Consider the following 21015-nt stretch of genomic DNA (forward strand, 5'->3'; position numbering starts at 1 on the left):
ATGGTAGAACCGACATTTGATCGTGTGGCGTTTGAGATTGGCTCTTTGCCAATCTATTGGTACGGCATGATTATCGCCTTCGGGGCGATGCTTGGTCTCGTCCTCGCCTTATACGAAGCAAAACGTATCAATTATGATTCGGAACGACTCGTGGATGTCGTCATCTGGTCGATTCCGATCAGCATCGTCTTCGCGCGCATTTATTACGTGACGTTCCAATGGGATTATTATTCAGAGAACCTCGGACAAATCATCGACATTCGTCAAGGTGGGATTGCCATTCATGGAGCCATCTTCGGTGCTCTCCTTGTCGTCATCGTCTATTGTATGCGAAAGTCGATGTCGTTCTGGAAAGTGACGGACATCTTGGCGCCATCGCTTCTTCTTGGACAAGCCATTGGGCGTTGGGGAAACTTTATGAACCAAGAGGCACATGGTGGCGAGACGACGCGTAGTTTCTTGCAAGATACGCTCATGCTACCAGACTGGATCGTCAATCAGATGTACATCGATGGGACGTATTATATCCCGACCTTCTTATATGAAAGTGTATGGAATATCATCGGGGTCATCCTTCTCGTCGCGTGGCGCATGATTGGCAATCCACGACGTGGGTATATCTTCTTGTCATACCTCGTCTGGTACTCAATCGGTCGCTTCTATATCGAGGGACTTCGTACGGATAGTCTCATGTCAGGAGATTTGCGTGCGGCGCAAATGGTGTCAATCGCCTTGATCCTCTTCGGTATCGTCACGATGATTCTTCGTCGCAAGGCGAAACGTTACAACGACCCATCAGAGAAAGGATTGTTTGATTAATGGATACGCTCTTATTTGATTTAGACGGTACATTACTCGATACGAACCCACTCATTATCGCGAGTTTCCGCCATACGTTCGACTATTATTTCCCGGAACATACGTATCGGGATGAAGACATTTATCGATTCATCGGACCGACGCTCGAAAAGTCGTTCCGTGAACTCAACGAGCCGGAATGGAAAGAGATGCAAGCCTTCTATCGGAGCTTCAACATCGCCATGCATGACCAACTCGTCGCAGAGTACCCAGGAGTCATCGAGGGGCTATATCGCCTTCATGCGAAAGGATACAAGATGGGCATCGTCACGTCGAAAGGTCGTCCAGTCGTCGAGCGCGGTCTTCGATTGTTCAACATCGACCACTTATTTGACGTCGTCGTGACAGCGGATGATGTCGAGAACGAAAAACCTCACGCTGAACCGGTCGAGCGTGCACTACAAGCACTCGACTCGTCACCAGAACGCGCCGTCATGGTCGGAGACAACGACACGGATATCTTCAGCGGGAAAAATGCCGGAACGAAGACGGTCGCTGTCGGCTGGGCCCTCAAAGGGCGTCCATTCCTCGAATCGCTCGAACCGGACGTCATCATCGACTCGATGGAACATTTCGAGGCGTGGCTAGACGAGGTCAGTATTCATGCGTAAGACGACACGATATCACATCGAGGGACCGAATCCGCTTTGGCAAATGTATCAGACGATTCGCTTTCTGCGTGTCTTCAAAAACACGACTGTCGTTCTGGTCGGTCGTTACTTTCCGTCGGTGAAGGCAAAGCGTTGGCTTTACCAGACGTTCCTCGGGATGAATATCGGAGAATATAGTGCCCTTGCTCTCATGGTCACACCGGACGTCATGTTCCCGGAACGTATCACGATTGGTCGCAATACGGTCATCGGATTCAATTCGACGATCCTCTGTCATGAGTATCTCGTAGACGAGTATCGGATCGGGGACGTCATCATCGGTGATGGCGTATTGATCGGTGCGAACGTTACCATCCTGCCAGGGGTAACCATCGGGGACGGTGCCGTCATCGGCGCGGGCGCGGTCGTGCACCGTGACGTCTTACCAGGAGAGCGGGTCATCGGTTCAAAGCTTCAATCGTTGACACATATTTGACACAATTTTTCGCAAAATGTTTTCATGAGTATTTTGTTCATACAGAATCAATAATACTTGAGCGGTATCACTTTTTTTTAAAGAGATGCCGCTTTTTCATGGATAAATGTACAGAAATGAAGCTATCATATTTTCGTTCAAAAACAATTTTTGAACATAGTAAAAAATATTCATTATAGAGGGAATATAGTCGCAATTTTTTTTATCTTTTTCAGTTGCCCTCGCTGTTCGAGTGCGGTATTCTTATCCCTGCAACAAAAAAAAGATTTAGAGATGATGTGGAGGATTTAGAATATGGAAGCGAACTATGAAGCAGTAATGACGCTACCCGAACCAGAATCTCCGCTCGCTGCGGAGCTCCACTACTATAGAGGTCGTCGTGCGTTACGTGAAGGTCGCCTGGATGAAGCGACTTTTTTCATGTCTGAAGCGACAGCGGCAGCCACGCATCGCGTCGACTATCATAAACAGTACGCAGAACTGTTATTTGAAGTAGGGGAGGTCTACCACGCCAATGACGTGTGGAAACGAGTATTAGAGCTCGATGAGACCGCAACAGAGGCACTGTATCACTTAGCAAGCAACTGTGCCTATGTCTCTCAATATGAGGAAGCGGCGCACTATGCATCCGAATATCTCGCCCGTGACACGAAAGGTCACTTCACGGAAGCCGTGCAATCCCTTCTTGAACTGATCGAACTCGAACAAGAGCTAGAGGACGAGGAAGAAGACGAATTGATCACGTGGCATACGGAAGCGCAGCGTCAAATCGATAAAGGACGATTGTTTGCGGCAAAGGCGACACTCGAGCGTCTCATCGGTCAATATCCATCGTTTTGGCCAGCATACAACAATCTGTCGGTCGTCAGTTTTTACCTTGGTGATGACCAAGCGGCATTCCGGACGCTCGAATACGTGCTCGACCAAAATCCAGGCAACTTGCATGCAATCTTGAACACGATTCTCTTGCTCCATGAAGCGGGTCAATCGGAAGTGGCCCTGCAGTTGTCGACACCGCTCACACGTGTCCGTCCACTCCAATTTGACTTACGTTATAAATTGGCGACGACACTCGCGCTTGTCGGACATTACGACCGTGCATATGAAGAACTGCGTCTATTGAAAGACCGCGGATTCCGTGGGGACCCATTGTTTGGGCATTGGCTCAGCGTGTCTGCCTATAAGACAGGACGACTTGAAGAGGCAGCCACCTACTTGAACAATGAAGAGATGAAACAGTTTGAAGAGAAACAAAGCTTCGACATCCGAGAAAACCTCGAATTTCGTTCGGCACTCGTCCAAGGATTGCGTCAAGAGAGCGACTTGGCTCGAATCGAGATTATCCGAATCATCGCCAACTTAAAAGATGACGAAGCGTTCGAAGCGCTTGCGCTCACGAATGCGGTGACGGAAAACGAGACGGTCCGTGCGTTCGCAGAGATGTGTCGTGCCGACCTTTGTCAGCAACCGTTCAAAGGAGACGTCCGGATCAAGCGTGCGTTTGATGCGCTCGTTTTGGCTGAAGCACATGTATCAGAAGCGGAACGGATGAGCCTAGAGGGCGACTTCTATGAACGTTTCGCGACGCTTCTGTTGTCTGATGAATCATTCATGGACGTAACGGCATCGGCCGCTGCGCTCGTCTGGATGTTTTATACGAAACGGGACGCATTGATTCTCGAAGATTGTGCGGACGCCTTCCATCTCTCGGTCGACACGTTGACAGAGACGGTTCGTTCGTTCAAACGGACACTCGAACAAGCATAAAGATAGACGATACCCTTACAGGTTTCTTATACTAAAGGCAATCAATTTCTTGCAGAGGTGGAATCAACATGACAGAAGAAAAAATTTATGACGTCATTATCATCGGTGCCGGTCCTGCCGGAATGACCGCTGCGCTATATGCTTCACGTGCGAACCTTTCAACACTTATGATTGAACGTGGGATTCCAGGTGGTCAGATGGCCAACACGGAAGACATCGAGAACTATCCGGGCTATGACAGCATCCTTGGTCCTGACTTGTCTCAAAAAATGTTCGACCATTCGAAAGCGTTCGGTGCGGAGTATGCATATGGGGACGTGCAAAGCATCTCGGATGAAACACAATATAAAATCGTGCATGCGCACAACCGTGACTATAAAGCACGTGCAATCATCCTCGCCTCTGGTGCTCAGTATAAGAAAATCGGCGTACCGGGAGAGGAAGAACTCGGTGGTCGTGGCGTATCGTATTGTGCGGTATGTGACGGAGCGTTCTTCAAAGGGAAAGATTTGTTCGTCATCGGTGGTGGCGACTCGGCTGTTGAAGAAGGTGTCTTCTTGACACGCTTTGCGAACAAGGTGACGATCGTTCACCGTCGCGATGAGCTTCGCGCTCAGAAGATTCTTCAAAAACGTGCGTTCGACAATGAGAAAATCGATTTCATTTGGAACCACACATTGAAAGAAATCACAGAGAAAGACGGGAAAGTCGGTGGAGCTCGTCTCGTCAGCACAGTTGACGGGACAGAGACAGACCACGAGATTGACGGCGTCTTCATCTATATCGGGATGAACCCGATTACAGGATTCGTTCAAGACCTCGGCATCACGAACGAACAAGGTTACATCGTCACGAACGAGGCGATGGAAACGAATATCCCAGGGATTTTCGCGGCCGGTGACGTCCGTGAGAAAACGCTCCGTCAAGTCGTCACAGCGACGAACGACGGGTCGATTGCCGCTCAGAATGCTCAACACTTCATCGAGGGGCTCCTCGAATCGTTGCAAGAACAAAACGCATGATTCAAGAAGGTAGGACTGCGGGGAACCGCGGTCCTTCTCTTTTTTTCGGACGTTTTTTATACTAGATGGAGAGAGCTACACACACGGCTCGGTTGTCAATTTTAAGGGGGCGTCAGCGAGATGGAAGACTTTAAGGGATTAGAAGAATTGATCATCATCAGTGGGATGAGCGGGGCTGGGAAGTCGGTCGCCATGAATAGTTTCGAGGACCTCGGCTATTTTTGTGTCGACAACTTGCCACCGGTGCTCTTGCCACAATTGATTGATGTCATCAGCTCGGTCCGACCGAAAATCGCGGTCGCCATCGATACACGGACACGAGACTTTATCGATAGCTTATTCATCGTCATCGACGATTTGGAAAAAAAGAATGTGCATCCGCACCTGTTGTATTTAGAGACGCGGGACGACGTGCTCGTTCGCCGTTATAAAGAGACGCGACGGTCTCATCCGCTCGCACCGGAAGATGCGCCACTTGTCGGCATCAAGATGGAGCGCGAACTGTTAGAAGGGTTCCGTGATCGGGCTCACACGCTGTATGATACGAGTGAATTGAAGCCTCAGATGTTGAAGGACCGCATCCTCCAACAGTTCAACGAAGAACGGATCCCGTTCACAGTCAACTTCATGTCATTCGGTTTCAAACATGGGGTTCCGCTCGATATCGACTTGTTGTTCGATGTTCGCTTCATCACGAACCCATTCTATATCCCTGAGCTCCGTCCACTCACGGGTCAGACGACAGAAGTACAGGAATACGTCATGTCTCATCCGGAGGCACGAGCATTTTATAAAAAGTTGATCGACATGCTCGAGTTCCTTCTCCCGCAATATAAACGGGAAGGCAAGACGCAAGTCGTCGTGGCGTTCGGTTGCACCGGTGGGAAGCATCGGTCGATTACCTTCGCTGAGAAAGTGTCGGAGCACTTTGCTGAACGTTATAACGTGAAGACGGTCCACCGAGACCTCGCTCACGCGACGAAGGAGAAGTGACATGAGACGAGATCGGAAAGTAGTCGCTATCGGGGGAGGGACAGGATTGTCCACTCTCGTTCGTGGGTTGAAACATTATCCACTCGATATCACGGCAATCGTCACGGTCGGGGACGACGGGGGGAGCTCGGGACGTCTTCGTGACGAGTTTCATATGTTGCCTCCGGGCGATATCCGTAATGTCATCTTGGCATTGTCGGAAGTCGAACCGTTAATGGATAAGATTTTACAATACCGCTTCGATACGGGATTTGGTTTAGAAGGGCATTCCCTTGGAAACTTGATGCTCACGGCGGCGACCCACATCTGCGAAGGCTCGTTTGTCAAAGCGATCGATGTCATGTCGCAGCTCTTGAACGCACAAGGAAAAGTATTGCCGGTGACTGAGACGCTCATGACCCTCGCAGCCGAGTTTGAGGACGGCACTATCGTCCAAGGGGAATCCAAGATCCCCCTTCATGAGCAACCGATCAAACGGATGTTTTTACTCGAAGAAGGCATTGAACCGGCCCCGGGCGTCGTCGAGGCGATTGAAGAGGCAGATGTCATCGTGCTCGGTCCAGGGAGTCTCTATACGAGTATCATCCCGAACTTGCTCATCCCAGCTGTACGGGAAGCCATCATCCGCTCGAAAGTCCCGGTCGTCTATATTTGTAACGTGATGACGCAACCAGGTGAGACGAAAGGCTATGACGCGATGAAACACTTGAAAGTCATCGAGTCGTACCTTGGGAAGGCATCGATTGACACGATTGTCGTCAACAACGAACCGATTGAAGAAGAGTATTTGGAGCGTTACCGTGAGGATGGATCGGAAGAGGTCCGCTTCGATCGGAAGAAGCTCCGGAACTATGGGACGAACGTTCTCGCTGGGGACATCGTCGACTATAATCGGGAGTATATCCGTCATGATTCCGACGCCATCGCCGGACTCGTCATGCAGCGGGTACTCCGCATCAAGAAGCCGCGCTCGTTTCAAGAATTGGAACTGAAATAAAGATTGTTGGAAAGATAGAAAGGAGGGGGACTCGATGAGCTTTGCATCAGATGTGAAGAAAGAATTGACACAACTCGAAGTGACCGACGCGGAAGCGAAAGCGGAACTGTCGGCACTCGTTCGGATGAACGGGGTCATCTCGCTCGCCCTTGGACGAGGCATGACCTTAGACGTCTCGACGGAGAACGCCTCGATCGCCCGGCGGATTTACTCGTTGATGAAACGCCTTTACGACCATCCGTTAGACTTGTTCGTACGGAAGAAAATGCGTTTGAAAAAGAACAACGTCTACATCGTCCGAGTGTCACAGCATGCGGAAACGATGCTTCGGGATCTTGAGATCCTCGGAGAGAATTACGAGATGATTCGGACACTGAACTCGGATATGACGGGGGACGAGAACTTAGCGCGCGCTTACTTGCGTGGCGCCTTCCTCGCAGGCGGGTCAATCAACCATCCGAAAACGTCCTCGTACCACCTCGAAATCTATAGCTTGTACGAAAACCATAACCAGGCACTACGTGATTTGGCGAACCGGTTTGAGTTGAATGCGAAGACGCACGAACGAAAAAAAGGGCATATCCTGTATATGAAAGAAAGTGAAAAGATTTCGGACTTCCTCAAGTTGATCGGGGCGACCCGGGGTATGTTGGAGTTCGAAGACGCACGAATCATCAAAGATATGCGAAACTCCGTCAACCGTCTCGTCAACTGTGAGACGGCCAACTTGAACAAGACGGTCGGTGCGGCATTGCGCCAAGTCGAGAACATCAAGTTCTTGGAGCGGACGGTCGGACTCGACGTCTTACCAAAAAAATTGCGGGAAATCGCCGAACTGCGCGTTACGCATCAAGACGTCTCGTTACAAGAGCTCGGGGAGATGCTCGAGTCCGGTCCGATCTCGAAGTCAGGAATCAACCATAGACTTCGTAAAATTGACCAGATTGCCGAGCGCGTGCGCAGCGGCGATGAGATCGCATCCTCGTGATGCGGTTGCGCCAAAACCATTCTTCCTATATAATAAGCAATTGTGTATAGGTTTTATGAAAAGCGAGTAAAAGGAGCTTCATCATTATGTCGAATGAAAAGAAAAGATTATCGCTCACGATTGACGCTAAGCTCGACCAGGTCATCACAGAGCGTGCTAAAGAAATCGGAATTCCGAAAAGTGCACTCGTCACGTTCGCTACAAGCCTCTTCTTGAACCAGCTTCGTGCGGAAGAGTTGTTGAACGGGGACAAGAACGCAATCTACGAAGTCATTCGTAAAGACTACGAGTTGCTCACGAGCGTAAAGAATCTAGATAACTAAGTGAAAGGTTGACTCCGGTCAGCCTTTTTTAGTTGCATCTCTTTCAGAAATTTGGAATAGTGGTGATAATGAATTGGAACGGAGGTCGATCAAATGGGTCAAATCTTACTCATCCTACTACTACAACTAATCTACGTTCCGGTGTTAACGCTCCGGACGATCATGCTCGTGAAAGGGAAGACCGTCATCGCCGGTCTATTCGGAACGTTAGAAACGCTCATCTATATTTTTGCGCTCGGCATCGTGTTCCAGGATCTGACGACGGTCGGTATGATCGTGTATGCGGTCGGCTTCGGGCTCGGAATCTTACTTGGCGGTTTCGTCGAACGAAAACTCGCCATCGGTTACAACATGATTCAAGTCCATACGAAAGAATATCCAGCGGAACTCATCCAACAGATGCGTGACAACGGATATGGAGTTACGCATTATCAAGGTCAAGGACGTGACGGGGTCCGTTACCGTCTTGACGTATTGGCGGCCCGTACCCGGATGAAAGAACTGCGTGAACTCGTCGAGAAGCATGAACCGAAAGCGTTCCTCGTCGCATTTGACCCAATCGACTTCAAAGGCGGTTATATGATGAAAGGACTGCGTCGCCCGAAATGACGCACAAGACTCACGAAAGTGGGTCTTTTTTTGTTAATTTTTGGATTTTATCTCGTGACAGGGAACTAGTGAAGAAAGGAGATGAGACCGTGAAACGAAATCGACGTGTGTGGATGATCTTACTGTTTGTACTTGTCGGGGCGGGAATCGTTTATTTCGCCATGACCTTATTTGGGGATGGAGAGGACAGTGTCAAGCCGCCGCTTCCAACGATTCGGGTTGGTTCGGTATCGGCAGAAGTGGAACAATCGACGTACTGTTGGGAGACCGGCAATCAAGCGACATGCGCCGATTACGGACTACCGGAAGCGGACGATCTTCAACTGATCACTGTCAAACCGGGAGACCGGATCGATGTCGTCTATCATGCAGAACCGATGACATCGAGTTTCAATCGAATCGAGGATGGAGAACTCGTCTCTTCCGAACTCGTCGTTCCTGATGAGCCGGGCATCTATCTCTATGAAGTCGGCGGAGAGTGGTCGCAAGGAGATAGCCGATACGTCTTCGGTGTCCGGGTCCCTGAAAACTAATGGTTGACCTGCCTCTAAGGGGCAACTGTACAGTGAAAGTAGGAGGTGGGGAAACCGTGATTCCAATCGGAAGAGTCGCCCATGTGACCGGATTGTCGGTCAAGGCGATCAAATTTTATGAAGCGCGCGGATTGGTCCGCCCGACGCGGACCGAGAATCAGTATCGAATGTACGGGATGGAAGAGATTCGACGGTTAAGTGAAATCAAACGATTACGTCAAATTGGACTCCGTCTAGAACAAATTCAATCGGGTCTACCGGTTGATACATTACTAGAAACACGATTGGATGAAGTCCAGGCAGAAATCGAACGACTTCATCGAATCGAGAGGCAGATTCGATTGATGCAATCAGGAGGGAACGACATGAAGATTCGATATGAGATGTTGAATGAAGCCATTTCCGTCTATGGATATGGTGGTACGTTAGAGGAGATTCCGAACATGTGGGCCAAGCTTCAACCAGAATTGACGACAGACGAGTCGTACGGGGTCTGTCTCCCGCAGGAGAACGGTTATGTCGCGGGGATGACGAAGCCGGTGTCGGGAGAAAGTGCGCGAAGTGTCGAACTGACGAAAGGGAACTATATCGTCGCGACGGTGCAGGGAGGCATCCCGATGATTCCGTCTACGTATGAGCAGCTAGTAAACGTTCCAGATGTGACGCTACGAGACGCGGTCGACTTCGAGCGCTATATTCACGGTCAAGGTGGAGCGGACGACATCATTGAGATTTGGATGCCCATCGAATAGAAAAAAGAACGCATCCATCGATGCGTTCTTTTTTAGAGAAAATGATGGAGATGTAACGTATTTTTAGCTTGCTCCGGAGTGAGATGGAAGGCGTGCTCAGTAGCGCCCTCTAGTAAACTCTGTTCAATTGGCTCTAATTCATATGTGTAAATCCCGTCCTCGAAGTCGGGAGTTCCGATGATGTTGACAGGAATCGGTTGGTCCTGCGATTTCATCAGAATGGAGAACTGTAAAAAATCGTTCGGTGGTAAAAACAAGGTCGTATATAATTTGAACGACTTACGATCTTCCATCGACACTAGAGCAGGTGCTCGACCCAAATCGGACGTGAACGATTGGATGCGAGAAAAAATCATTTGAACGGGAATCAGCATCGTATGGCCCTCGAGTGAACTCACTTCCGTCGGAGGCAAATACGTTTGATCAAGGAGACGAATCATCTGCTCGCTCTCGACCGGTGGACTGAAGAGATAACCTTGGATCGTTTGGACACCATGGTCCCGCAACCAATTCAAATCACGGAAACATTCTACACCTTCGACGACGATATCCATGCCAAATTCTTTTGCGATATACATCAAGCTACGGACGATGGCTTGTGATTTCACATTTTGATGAATGCCGTGTGCGAAAATTCGGTCGATCTTCATGATTTGGATATTATAATCCTGTACGTACGCGAGTGAAGAATAACCGGTACCGAAGTCGTCAAATGACACGGTGATGCCGAATGCATTCAATGTCTCAAACACGGACTTCATTCGATCTCGGTTCTCCAATAGCGTCGATTCTGGAATTTCGATTTCTAAATAATGAGGTAGGATGTTGTGTCTCGTATAGGATTGTTGAATTTGTTGCATGTAGTTATCTAGATAGAAATAGGAAGCCGGAATGTTTATTGAAATCGGGATGCATGTCGGAAGCTGATTCATAAATCGACAGACTTCCTCGATTAAAAAGTCCGTCAATTCCACAATCTGTTGGTTGTGCTCAATCAACGGAATAAATTCAGCAGGCGAGATGGGTCCCCAAGTTGGATGTGTCCAGCGCATCAGTGCCTCAGCGCCAACAATTTCACCGGTCCACGCATGGACTTTCGGTTGATAGACAACAAACAGCTCCCTATTTTTGATGGCGGTGCGTAAATCATTGATCAACGTATAGCGACGCAAGGATGGCAAGTCAACGCTCGATGAATAGAACGCCAGATTGGAATGTCCCTGTGTGTAAGCGTGATTCGTCACCTGAACGGTATGGGCAATCAGTTCGTTCGCCGTCATCCCGTCATGTGGGGAGCGACAGACACCGACGGAAACGTGTGGGAAGATTTCATACTCACTGATGCTGTAAGCGCGTTCGGACAAGGTGGTCAACTTTTCACCGAAACGCCGGACTCTCTCATCGGTCCAATAACTAGGAATCACGATGCAATATAAATCTTCATGAATGACAGCTAATAAGGCATCATCAGGAACGTAAGGTTGGAGCGTGCCGATCGTTACGGCATTCCATTCATCTGCTAATTCAAAGCCTAGTGTTTGTTTGACCTCCGCATAGTGGTTGAAGGAAATTCCAATCATCGTGACGGATTGCGCCTCTTCTAATAGTTCTTCGATATGTGTCTTTAACGTATCTCGATTGGCAATTCCCGTAATCGGGTCAACTGTCCGTAATGTGGTGATTTCTTGCTCCTGTTCTTGCAGTCGCGTAATATTTTTCAAATAGGAGCGGTAACCGGTTACATTTTTATTCTGATCCCAGATAGGTTCACGCTTTTCTTCCACCCACTTCAATTCATCCTTTACATAAACGCGATATATGTAAGTAGCGGATTCTCCTTGTAACGTCTCATGACGTGATGAGGTGAGTAGTTCCAAATCTTCTGGATGAAGAAACTGCTTCCAAAATTCGAGCGTGATATCAGAAGGCTCAATCTCAAATCCAATCATACGGAATAGGCCAGGAGAAATGTGTTGGAACGTATCGCTCTGAAAATCAAACTCCATCATCCCGGCTTCGATAAACTGATTGAATTTCTCAATCTTCTCATTGTCAGTTTGGTAGACCGATTGATCCATCACCGCGCATGTAAGTAGTTTTCGATCCATAGATAAATGGCTACGTACGACATAATGGTGGTATTGCGATTCTTCTAAATGAAAGATTCGAACAACAGACTCCCGCATCTCAATCTCAGGGTCGATCATCAACTCACCAAGAATCTTTAAATACACATTTAAATCATCTGGATGGAGTAACTGTTTGAAGAGTAGCGGTGTATGTGTATCCGATGAAATAGTGCTAAGTCCGAACATATCTTTCAATGATCCAAATGTCTCGAAATAGTGAGTCTCTAAATTGAACTCAAAGAGGGCGAGACCGTGAATGTCGCCGAAGACTTGACGATAAGCATCAAAGCGCATACGTTCTTGTGCGAGCTCATTTTCATATGTTCGCTCCATCACCGAGAACACTAAGGTAATCTCAGGGTGAACAGAAATAGGGACGGGCATCAATTGAAATAGACGATTCGACGGTTGAAGACGAACTTGAATCCCATCGTGTAACGAAGTCATGGATTCCGCAAAAGGGTCCAATTCGTTTGACAGTATTTCAACAAATTCTTCGATGGATTCTGAAAGCAACTTTTCGAACGAAGGGTTGACGAACCAAATTTCATCATCTTTAGTAAGAGCACATAGGGCTTCAGGTGAATGCATCCAATATTCCAGTAATGAAGTATGATTATCCGAATCATCAAACGGAATAATTGAACTGAAATGTAATAATTTTTTCAAAATAAATCTCCCGATTTGGTCTACATTATCTATATATTCCTATTTATTATAGGTCTCTTGTTCAGAAAATAGGGTCAATATCTTTTTAATTTGCAGGTTTCAGAAGTCAATAAAAAAGACACACATCCAATTAGGATTGTGTGTCTTTCGGAAAATTAACGTGTCATGACTTTGTCGATGAGACCGTAGTCTTTCGCTTGGTCAGCTGCCATGAAGTAGTCACGCTCTGTATCGCGCTCGATGACTTCAAGTGGCTGTCCAGTATTTTCTGCCATGATTTGGTTCAACTTCTCGCGCATCTTGATGATGCGTTCTGCGTGAATCTTGATGTCTGACGCTTGGCCTTGTGTGCCGCCGAGCGGTTGGTGAATCATGATTTCTGCGTTCGGTAATGCGAAGCGTTTCCCTTTTTCACCGGCTTGGAGCAAGAAGGCACCCATCGATGCAGCCATTCCGATACAAATCGTCGACACGTTCGGCTTGATGAAGTTCATCGTGTCATAGATCGCCATACCCGCTGTGATCGAACCACCTGGGCTGTTGATGTAGAGTGAGATGTCCTTTTCTGGGTCCTCAGCCGCAAGGAAGAGGAGCTGTGCGACGATTGAGTTCGCGACGTTGTCGTCAATCGCACTTCCGAGAAGGATGATGCGGTCTTTAAGCAAGCGTGAGTAGATGTCATACGCGCGCTCCCCACGGCCTGTCTGTTCGATAACTGTTGGAATTAACATTGAATCTGCCTCCTTTATGTAGGTTGTAATTTCATCATACCTGTATAGTCAATGATGGTCAAACGATAGTCATCGTTTTTCACCTATTCCTCGATTTTCTTATCGTGAAACGAAAAAGAGGCCAGGCAATCTGCCTGACCTCTACATCTGATACACCCGGAGAGATTCGAACTCCCGACACCTGGCACCGGAAACCAGTGCTCTATCCCCTGAGCTACGGGTGCATATCTGTGACACGAATTTATTATACATTTGTTTTATTGAAAAAGCAATCCTGTTCACATAGCTTTTTTGAGCGCGACGGAAGCGGGTTCGATACAATAGAAAAGAGGGGGGAGAACGATGCAACGGCAGGAGCAAAAACAAATCCAGCAACAACAGATGACGCAAGACCTCGTGCAGCGGTTACCGGTCCTTGAGGCGGACCGTCTTGCGCTCGCATTCCGGCTGGCGCGTCTTGCGCGACATAACACGAACATTCAAATCGGGAGCGGGAGCATCGATTGGATTGCAGATGCGGCGAGCTCGTTTGAGGAGAAGCTGTTCACACAGATTCATGAGGGTAGCGGCAGTGAGGATGAGAAAGCGTTGCGACGACAACTCGTCCTCTTGCTCGACCATCGGGGATTATTGCCGGATGCGAACGAGGTGTTGGCGACACGACTCGGTGTCGACGTCACTCGAATCGAACAGGCGAGGCAGGCGCTTTTATTTCTTGAACCGACGGGGATCGGGGCGAGAACAGAACGGGAGTGTCAATATCGACATGCGATCGAACATGAGGACCCTCGCATCGTCGATGTATTCGAAGCGATTGAGAGTGGGGTGGGTCCTCAACAGATGACGACTGCTCTTGCTATTTCAGAGGAGGAATTGGCAAGACTGGAACGAATCGTCGCGACACTTCCGAAACGTCCTCTATTATATGAAGAAACGGGTCACGTTTTTCCGGAAGTCGTGGTACGCTATGAAGAGGGGACACTCGTCACGACGTGGCTCAGTCCGGAACTCGACGAGTCGCGTGTCGGGAATGACCGTGAGGCGAAATGGTGGATGACGTCCCTTTCGATGCGGAACGAAACGCTGCGTGAGATTTGGTCAATCATTGAAGCACGTCAGACCGAGTGGCTCAAAGGGGAACTTGTCCTTAATCCGTTGACCCGACGTACGGTCGCGCAGCTCATCGGAAAACATGAATCGACGGTCGGACGAGCCATCCAAGGGAAGTTCGCCAAGACCGAGAGTGGCATCATGGAATGGCGACACTTTTTTGTTTTTTCTTCAAGTCGCGGGGATTCGCCATTTATGATTAAACGGGCACTCGCAGAACTGATTCAACGAGAAAAGGCACCACAAAGTGATCAGGCGCTTGCGAATGAATTGATTCGATACGGATATCAAGTGACCCGGCGGACGGTGACGAACTATCGGGAAGAGCTTGGATTCGGTAATTCGCGCGAGCGCGAGCGACAGGTATGGAAGGGATGACGAAAATGAAACTTACTTTATATAAACGTGATAATTGCTCACTATGTGACGAGGCGGTCGTCATGCTCGAATGGTTACAGGAAGATTATCCGATCGAACTCGAACAAATCGACATCACCGGGGATGAGGTGCTCGAGGCAAAGTACCTCTTTGAAATCCCCGTTCTCATACATGAAGGTGTGGTCATCAGTCAAGGGCGATATGATGACAACAAAGTTGAAGATTTTGTTAAGTATACGCTTACAAAGAAAAAAAACGTTTGAAGGGGTTGCCAGACGGAAAAGTGATTGATAAGATGAACTCGTAGCGGTGGGACGCAAATAAAAAAGTGGGACAAAAGTTGTCCACACTGAAAGTCGAGGGGGTATGAGCATGATCCAGCAACTGATTCACGTTCAGAAGCAAATTGTCCCTGACCTGCTCGATACGCTCCGACATCGTTACGATATCTTACATTATGTCCGCTTGATGCAGCCGATTGGCCGCAGGACACTCGCAACGAGCCTGGGACTGACCGAACGGGTACTCAGACGAGAAGTCGACTTTTTGAAAGATCAAGGTCTTCTTTACGTCGCTACTCAAGGAATTTCCCTCAGTGAGACGGGACGAAACGTCTTACGAGACTTGCACGAGATCATGGGAGAACTTCTCGGGATCTCAGAAGTGGCAAGAGAGCTCGAAGAGAAATTAGGGGTTCGCCAAGTCGTCATCGTACCGGGTGACTCGGATGAGACATTCTGGGTCCAACGCGATATCGGACGGGCGGCGGTCACGCAACTAAAAGCGCGGCTCGCACCGGATGATAATGTGATTGCGGTAACGGGAGGAACGACGATGGCATCGGTCGCGGCGATGATGTCGCCCGATAAAAAAGAACGCCCGATGCATTTCGTGCCCGCACGCGGAGGTCTCGGCGAAACGCTTGAACTTCAGGCGAACACCGTCTGTTCACGCATGGCGGACCGGGCCCACGCAGACTATCATCTTCTACATATTCCGGATGAAGTATCACAAGAAACGTTCGACCGGATGGTGGAGGAACCTAGCATCAAAAATGTGTTGGAAATGATTAGAGCGGCGCGAATTGTGGTACATGGAATTGGTGAGGCAGAAACGATGGCAAAGCGCCGTCACGCATCACCGGAGCATTTGCGGATGATTGAACGGCATGACGCCGTCGCCGAGGCATTCGGATATTATTTCAATGCTGAAGGTGAGATCGTCCATCGCGTCAAGACGGTTGGAATCCAACTCGAAGAGCTGGATGACATGGATGCCGTCATCGCGGTTGCCGGAGGAAAATCGAAGGCACAGGCGATCGCCGCTTATGCGAAACACACGTCGAACATCATCCTCGTCACAGACGAAGGTGCGGCGAAAGAATTATTAACTTGTTATTAAAGAGTTGACCCCCCGTTGGCTCTTCAATAAATAGCTTCTACCCTAAGGAGGAAATTAACATGGCAGTAAAAGTTGGTATTAACGGATTTGGACGTATCGGTCGTTTGGCATTCCGCGAGATCATCAAAAACGAAGGAATCGAAGTTGTTGCAATCAACGACTTGACAGACACGAAGATGCTTGCGCACCTTCTCAAGTATGACACGACTCAAGGTCGTTTCGACGGAGAAGTTGAAGTACACGACGATCACTTCCTCGTAAACGGAGAGAAAGTTATCACGCTTGCTAACCGTAACCCTGAAGAACTTCCATGGGGAGACCTCGGTGTAGACATCGTTCTCGAATGTACTGGATTCTTCACTTAAAAAAAAAAAGCTGAGCTTCACTTGAAAGCTGGCGCGAAGAAAGTTGTTATCTCGGCTCCTGCTACAGGTGACATGAAGACTGTTGTTTACAACACAAACCACGACATCCTCGATGGTACTGAAACAGTTATCTCAGGTGCTTCTTGTACAACAAACTGCTTGGCGCCAATGGCTAAAGTACTTCAAGACCAGTTCGGAATCGTTGAAGGTCTCATGACGACAATCCACGCTTACACTGGCGACCAAAACACGCTTGACGCTCCACACCCGAAAGGTGACTTCCGTCGTGCGCGTGCAGCTGCAGCGAACATCGTTCCTAACACAACAGGTGCTGCGAAAGCAATCGGTCTCGTAATCCCAGAACTTCAAGGAAAACTTGACGGTGCTGCACAACGTGTACCAGTTGCTACAGGTTCACTCACTGAGCTCGTAACTGTACTCGACAAGCAAGTATCTGTTGACGAAGTAAACGCAGCAATGAAAGCAGCAGCGAACGAGTCATTCGGTTACACTGAAGACGAAATCGTTTCTTCTGACATCGTTGGAATCACATACGGTTCACTCTTCGACGCGACTCAAACGAAAGTAATGACAGTTGGCGACAAGCAACTCGTTAAAACAGTTTCTTGGTACGACAACGAAATGTCTTACACTGCACAATTGGTTCGCACAGTTAAGCACTTCGCTAACATCGCGAAGTAATTTCGTGAACTAAATAGAATCAAATAGGAGCGGAAACAAGAGATTGTTCTCCGCTCTATTTATGAAATGACACGCACGACATATGGAGGCGAAAGTTATGAACAAACAGTCTATTCGTGACATCGATGTAAAAGGGAAACGCGTCTTTTGCCGCGTTGACTTCAACGTTCCACTCAAAGATGGCGTCATCCAAGACGAAACTCGGATCCAAGCCGCACTTCCAACGATCAAGCACTTGCTTGACGGTGGTGCGAAACTCGTCCTTGCGAGCCACCTCGGTCGTCCAAAAGGCGAGAAGAACCCTGAGTTCTCACTTGCTCCAGTAGCGAAGCGTCTCGCTGAGCTCCTCGGAAAAGATGTACCGCTCGTCGAAGAAGCATACGGTCCGGTCGCAGAAGAAGCGGTCGCTAACCTCTCTGAAGGCGATGTCGTCGTTTTAGAGAACGTTCGTTTCTACCCAGGTGAAACAAAAAACGACCCTGAACTTGCAAAAGGATTCGCAGCACTTGCTGACGTATACGTCAACGACGCGTTCGGCGCGGCTCACCGTGCACACGCTTCAACTGAAGGGATTGCGCACCACGTGGACACAGCCGTTGCTGGTCTCTTGATGGAAAAAGAACTTGAAGTTCTCGGTAAAGCTCTTTCAAACCCAGACCGTCCGTTCACGGCGATTATCGGCGGGTCGAAAGTAGCGGATAAGATTGGGGTCATCGACCACCTTCTTGACATCGTTGACACACTCATCATCGGTGGCGGACTCTCGTACACGTTCTCGAAAGCACTCGGGCACGAAGTCGGAACGTCACTCCTTGAAGAGGATAAGCTTGACCTCGCTCGTCAATTCATGAAGAAAGCAGAAGACAAAGGCGTGAAATTCTTGATGCCTGTCGACTGCGTCATCACGAAAGAATTTGGCGAAGAAACGTATGTCGGCCCAGTCGATATCGACTCGATCCCAGCGGATCACATGGGTCTTGATATCGGACCGAAGACAGTCGAACTTTACGCGGACGCGATTCGCGAATCGAAACTTGTCGTATGGAACGGACCGATGGGCGTATTCGAACTCGATAAATACGCAAACGGAACGAAAGGTGTCGCTCAAGCGCTTGCGGACAGCGATGCATACTCAATCATCGGTGGTGGCGACTCAGCAGCTGCGGCAGCCAAATTTGGTCTTGCTGACAAGATGAGTCACATCTCAACTGGTGGCGGCGCGTCACTCGAATTCATGGAAGGCAAAAAACTTCCAGGTGTCGAGGCGTTGAACGACAAGTAATTTAGAGGAGGGTTATCGATGCGTAAACCGATTATTGCAGGTAACTGGAAAATGAACAAAACACTCTCGGAAGCTGTTGCTTTCGTTGAGGAAGTAAAAAACAACATCCCATCTACTGACAAAGTAGATGCAGCGATTGGTGCTCCAGCACTTTTCCTCGCACCGATGGTAGAAGCAGCTAAAGGGTCAAACTTGAAGCTCGGTGCACAAAACATGTACGACAAAGATAGCGGTGCTTACACTGGCGAAATTAGCCCAGCTATGGTCGCTGACCTCGGCGTGACTTACGTCATCCTCGGTCACTCAGAACGTCGCGAGTACTTCGGCGAATCAGATGCGTTCATCAACAGAAAAAAAAAAAAAGCGTTCGAACACGGTCTTACGCCAATCGTTTGTGTCGGTGAAACTCTCGAGGAGCGCGAAGGCGACAAGTTCGAAGAAGTCATCAAAACACAAGTCGAAGGCGGCCTCGCTGACCTCTCTGCTGACCAAGTCAAACAACTCGTCATCGCGTACGAGCCAGTTTGGGCGATCGGTACAGGGAAATCAGCGGACGAAGCGGACGCACAAAGCTCTTGTAAATATGTTCGCGACGTGGTGAAAGGTCTTTACGGTGAAGACGTAGCGGCTGCAGTACGCATCCAATACGGTGGATCTGTAAAACCAGAGAACATCAAAGAGTATATGGCACAGGAAGATATCGACGGCGCACTCGTCGGCGGTGCTTCACTTGAAGCCGCTTCGTTCCTCAAATTGTTGGAGGCGATTTAAATGGCTAGACCAGTCGCACTCATCATTTTAGATGGTTTCGGGATGCGTGACGAATCGTTCGGAAACGCAGTCATGGCTGCGAACAAACCGAACTTCGATCGCTACTGGGAGCAGTATCCACATACGCTCTTAAACGCAAAAGGCGAGTACGTCGGTCTTCCGGAAGGACAGATGGGGAACTCGGAAGTCGGTCACTTGAACATCGGTGCCGGCCGAGTCGTCTATCAGTCACTCTCACGCGTGAACAACGCAATCAAAGACCGTTCGTTATTCGACCGTCAGGCGATGAACCATTTGGCAGGTCATGTGAAGAAGCATGATTCGAGCCTCCATATCATGGGTCTCGTATCAGATGGCGGGATTCACTCGCACATCAATCACATGTTTGCCATCGTTGAGTTCGCAAAACTCCACGGCATCGAAAAAGTGTACATTCACGCGTTCACGGACGGCCGTGACTGTGATCCGAAATCAGGAGCTGGTTTCCTCAAGGAAACAGAAGAAAAGCTTGCTGAACTCGGTGTCGGTCAAGTCGCTAGCGTGTCTGGTCGTTACTATGCCATGGACCGCGACAACCGTTGGGAGCGCGTCGAGAAAGTATACGACGTCCTCGTAAACGGTAAAGGCGAAGTTGGCACGGACCCAGTCGAAGTTCTCAAGACATCTTACGAGAACGATTTGACGGATGAGTTCGTCTTACCAACTGTCATCGTAAAAGATGGCAAGCCGGTCGCGACAATCCAAGACAACGATGCCATCATGTTCTTCAACTTCCGTCCAGACCGGGCGATCCAGTTGTCGAAAGTGTTCAAAGAGAAAGCCGGATTCAAAGGCTTCACACTCTCGGACAAGCATCCTGAGAACCTTCTCCTCGTTTCGATGACGAAGTACTCAGATGATATCGACACGGATATCGTGTTCCCACCGGAAGATTTGAAAAACACACTCGGGGAAACGCTCTCTGCGCAAGGATACAAACAACTCCGTGCCGCAGAAACAGAGAAATACCCACACGTCACGTTCTTCTTGAACGGACAAAAAGAACAACCATTTGAAGGTGAGGATCGTCTCCTTGTCCCTTCACCGAAAGTCGCGACGTACGACTTACAACCAGAAATGAGCGCATATGAACTCACGGACGGCTTGCTCGAGCGTATCGAATCAGATGAGTATGATGCATACATCATCAACTTCGCAAACCCGGATATGGTTGGTCACTCAGGGAAGCTTGAGCCGACGAAGAAAGCGATCGAAGCGGTCGACGAATGCCTCGGTAAAGTAGTGGACGCATTACTTGCTAAAGGTGGAGCGGCCATCATCACAGCAGACCACGGGAACGCGGACATCGTCACGAACCCGGATGGCTCGCCGATGACGGCGCACACGACGGAACCTGTTCCATGTATCGTCACAAAAGAGGGAGTCGAACTGAAACCAGTTCTCGAAGGCGCGCTTTGCGACCTCGCCCCAACGCTTCTTCACCTTCTCGGTGGAGAGCAACCAGCTGAAATGACTGGTTCGTCAATCGTTACAAAATAATACAACTATT

20 protein-coding genes, 1 tRNA gene and 1 pseudogene are annotated in these 21015 nt (G+C 49.0%); 19 read left to right on the top strand and 3 right to left on the bottom strand.

From position 1 onward, the window contains the following. The 12 genes from lgt to BBB58_RS06545 all read left to right on the top strand — a co-directional run bounded on the left by lgt (position 1) and on the right by BBB58_RS06545 (position 9928). Entirely contained in the window at positions 1-819 is an 819-nt protein-coding gene (gene lgt / locus BBB58_RS06490) for a prolipoprotein diacylglyceryl transferase (RefSeq protein ID WP_074036274.1), read from the top strand. Further along, positions 819-1469, top strand: a complete 651-nt coding sequence (gene ppaX, locus BBB58_RS06495) for a pyrophosphatase PpaX (protein WP_074036276.1) — start codon at positions 819-821, stop codon at positions 1467-1469. Before lgt ends, ppaX begins: the two co-directional genes overlap by 1 nt. Next, positions 1462-1944: an acyltransferase gene (locus tag BBB58_RS06500; RefSeq protein WP_074036278.1), complete on the top strand. Its 483-nt coding sequence runs from the start codon at positions 1462-1464 to the stop codon at positions 1942-1944. The genes ppaX and BBB58_RS06500 overlap by 8 nt, the downstream gene beginning before the upstream one ends. Positions 1945-2238: 294 nt before the next feature. Further along, positions 2239-3711 (top strand): tetratricopeptide repeat protein, encoded by a 1473-nt coding sequence (locus BBB58_RS06505; RefSeq protein WP_074036281.1) that lies wholly within the window; start codon positions 2239-2241, stop codon positions 3709-3711. Between the two features lie 68 nt (positions 3712-3779). Next, a complete protein-coding gene (gene trxB, locus BBB58_RS06510) occupies positions 3780-4733 on the top strand; it encodes a thioredoxin-disulfide reductase (protein WP_074036283.1) in 954 nt (317 codons plus the stop codon). Between the two features lie 120 nt (positions 4734-4853). Further along, positions 4854-5726, top strand: a complete 873-nt coding sequence (rapZ, locus tag BBB58_RS06515) for an RNase adapter RapZ (RefSeq protein WP_031422867.1) — start codon at positions 4854-4856, stop codon at positions 5724-5726. Position 5727: 1 nt separating this feature from the next. Then, positions 5728-6723: a gluconeogenesis morphogenetic factor MgfK gene (gene mgfK / locus BBB58_RS06520; protein ID WP_074036285.1), complete on the top strand. Its 996-nt coding sequence runs from the start codon at positions 5728-5730 to the stop codon at positions 6721-6723. A 34-nt stretch (positions 6724-6757) separates the two neighbouring features. Continuing rightward, entirely contained in the window at positions 6758-7711 is a 954-nt protein-coding gene (gene whiA / locus BBB58_RS06525; protein ID WP_074036287.1) for a DNA-binding protein WhiA, read from the top strand. 86 nt (positions 7712-7797) lie between these two features. After that, positions 7798-8034: a hypothetical protein gene (locus BBB58_RS06530; RefSeq protein WP_012726920.1), complete on the top strand. Its 237-nt coding sequence runs from the start codon at positions 7798-7800 to the stop codon at positions 8032-8034. A 93-nt stretch (positions 8035-8127) separates the two neighbouring features. After that, entirely contained in the window at positions 8128-8643 is a 516-nt protein-coding gene (locus BBB58_RS06535) for a DUF2179 domain-containing protein (protein WP_012726919.1), read from the top strand. A gap of 89 nt (positions 8644-8732) precedes the next feature. After that, positions 8733-9176, top strand: a complete 444-nt coding sequence (locus BBB58_RS06540; RefSeq protein WP_236548933.1) for a hypothetical protein — start codon at positions 8733-8735, stop codon at positions 9174-9176. A gap of 56 nt (positions 9177-9232) precedes the next feature. Then, on the top strand, positions 9233-9928 hold the full coding sequence (locus tag BBB58_RS06545) for a MerR family transcriptional regulator (protein ID WP_074036291.1): 696 nt from the start codon (positions 9233-9235) through the stop codon (positions 9926-9928). Positions 9929-9960: 32 nt separating this feature from the next. Here BBB58_RS06545 and BBB58_RS06550 read toward each other — a convergent pair whose 3' ends face one another. The 3 genes from BBB58_RS06550 to BBB58_RS06560 all read right to left on the bottom strand — a co-directional run bounded on the left by BBB58_RS06550 (position 9961) and on the right by BBB58_RS06560 (position 13681). Beyond that, positions 9961-12726 carry a putative bifunctional diguanylate cyclase/phosphodiesterase gene (locus tag BBB58_RS06550; RefSeq protein WP_074036293.1) on the bottom strand — a complete coding sequence of 922 codons (2766 nt, stop codon included), beginning with the start codon at positions 12724-12726 and terminating at the stop codon, positions 9961-9963. A 155-nt stretch (positions 12727-12881) separates the two neighbouring features. Next, a complete protein-coding gene (clpP, locus tag BBB58_RS06555; RefSeq protein WP_012726916.1) occupies positions 12882-13457 on the bottom strand; it encodes an ATP-dependent Clp endopeptidase proteolytic subunit ClpP in 576 nt (191 codons plus the stop codon). A 151-nt stretch (positions 13458-13608) separates the two neighbouring features. Next, positions 13609-13681 (bottom strand) — tRNA-Arg (locus tag BBB58_RS06560). 118 nt (positions 13682-13799) lie between these two features. Between BBB58_RS06560 and BBB58_RS06565 the strand changes: the two genes are divergently transcribed. The 7 genes and pseudogenes from BBB58_RS06565 to gpmI all read left to right on the top strand — a co-directional run bounded on the left by BBB58_RS06565 (position 13800) and on the right by gpmI (position 21005). Then, the gene (locus tag BBB58_RS06565; protein WP_074036295.1) at positions 13800-14945 is read left to right on the top strand and encodes an RNA polymerase factor sigma-54; all 1146 of its coding nucleotides are present in this window, start codon (positions 13800-13802) and stop codon (positions 14943-14945) included. Between the two features lie 5 nt (positions 14946-14950). Then, complete coding sequence (locus tag BBB58_RS06570; protein WP_074037895.1) at positions 14951-15208, top strand: glutaredoxin family protein; 258 nt, start codon at positions 14951-14953, stop codon at positions 15206-15208. 109 nt (positions 15209-15317) lie between these two features. Beyond that, complete coding sequence (locus BBB58_RS06575; RefSeq protein ID WP_084543053.1) at positions 15318-16346, top strand: sugar-binding transcriptional regulator; 1029 nt, start codon at positions 15318-15320, stop codon at positions 16344-16346. A 59-nt stretch (positions 16347-16405) separates the two neighbouring features. Continuing rightward, positions 16406-17413, top strand: a pseudogene (gene gap, locus BBB58_RS06580) (type I glyceraldehyde-3-phosphate dehydrogenase). A gap of 97 nt (positions 17414-17510) precedes the next feature. Continuing rightward, positions 17511-18695: a phosphoglycerate kinase gene (locus BBB58_RS06585; RefSeq protein WP_074036297.1), complete on the top strand. Its 1185-nt coding sequence runs from the start codon at positions 17511-17513 to the stop codon at positions 18693-18695. An 18-nt stretch (positions 18696-18713) separates the two neighbouring features. Next, positions 18714-19466 carry a triose-phosphate isomerase gene (gene tpiA / locus BBB58_RS06590; protein ID WP_074036298.1) on the top strand — a complete coding sequence of 251 codons (753 nt, stop codon included), beginning with the start codon at positions 18714-18716 and terminating at the stop codon, positions 19464-19466. Continuing rightward, complete coding sequence (gene gpmI / locus BBB58_RS06595; protein WP_074036300.1) at positions 19467-21005, top strand: 2,3-bisphosphoglycerate-independent phosphoglycerate mutase; 1539 nt, start codon at positions 19467-19469, stop codon at positions 21003-21005. The last annotated feature ends 10 nt before the right edge of the window (positions 21006-21015 follow it).

This window comes from Exiguobacterium profundum (assembly GCF_001909285.1).
Lineage (GTDB): Bacteria > Bacillota > Bacilli > Exiguobacteriales > Exiguobacteriaceae > Exiguobacterium > Exiguobacterium profundum.

Coding starts and splice junctions, on each gene's coding strand:
- lgt (WP_074036274.1), top strand. CDS start 1: ATGGTAGAACCGACATTTGATCGTGTGGCGTTTGAGATTGGCTCTTTG.
- ppaX (WP_074036276.1), top strand. CDS start 819: ATGGATACGCTCTTATTTGATTTAGACGGTACATTACTCGATACGAAC.
- BBB58_RS06500 (WP_074036278.1), top strand. CDS start 1,462: ATGCGTAAGACGACACGATATCACATCGAGGGACCGAATCCGCTTTGG.
- BBB58_RS06505 (WP_074036281.1), top strand. CDS start 2,239: ATGGAAGCGAACTATGAAGCAGTAATGACGCTACCCGAACCAGAATCT.
- trxB (WP_074036283.1), top strand. CDS start 3,780: ATGACAGAAGAAAAAATTTATGACGTCATTATCATCGGTGCCGGTCCT.
- rapZ (WP_031422867.1), top strand. CDS start 4,854: ATGGAAGACTTTAAGGGATTAGAAGAATTGATCATCATCAGTGGGATG.
- mgfK (WP_074036285.1), top strand. CDS start 5,728: ATGAGACGAGATCGGAAAGTAGTCGCTATCGGGGGAGGGACAGGATTG.
- whiA (WP_074036287.1), top strand. CDS start 6,758: ATGAGCTTTGCATCAGATGTGAAGAAAGAATTGACACAACTCGAAGTG.
- BBB58_RS06530 (WP_012726920.1), top strand. CDS start 7,798: ATGTCGAATGAAAAGAAAAGATTATCGCTCACGATTGACGCTAAGCTC.
- BBB58_RS06535 (WP_012726919.1), top strand. CDS start 8,128: ATGGGTCAAATCTTACTCATCCTACTACTACAACTAATCTACGTTCCG.
- clpP (WP_012726916.1), bottom strand. CDS start 13,457: ATGTTAATTCCAACAGTTATCGAACAGACAGGCCGTGGGGAGCGCGCG.
- BBB58_RS06565 (WP_074036295.1), top strand. CDS start 13,800: ATGCAACGGCAGGAGCAAAAACAAATCCAGCAACAACAGATGACGCAA.
- BBB58_RS06570 (WP_074037895.1), top strand. CDS start 14,951: ATGAAACTTACTTTATATAAACGTGATAATTGCTCACTATGTGACGAG.
- BBB58_RS06575 (WP_084543053.1), top strand. CDS start 15,318: ATGATCCAGCAACTGATTCACGTTCAGAAGCAAATTGTCCCTGACCTG.
- BBB58_RS06585 (WP_074036297.1), top strand. CDS start 17,511: ATGAACAAACAGTCTATTCGTGACATCGATGTAAAAGGGAAACGCGTC.
- tpiA (WP_074036298.1), top strand. CDS start 18,714: ATGCGTAAACCGATTATTGCAGGTAACTGGAAAATGAACAAAACACTC.
- gpmI (WP_074036300.1), top strand. CDS start 19,467: ATGGCTAGACCAGTCGCACTCATCATTTTAGATGGTTTCGGGATGCGT.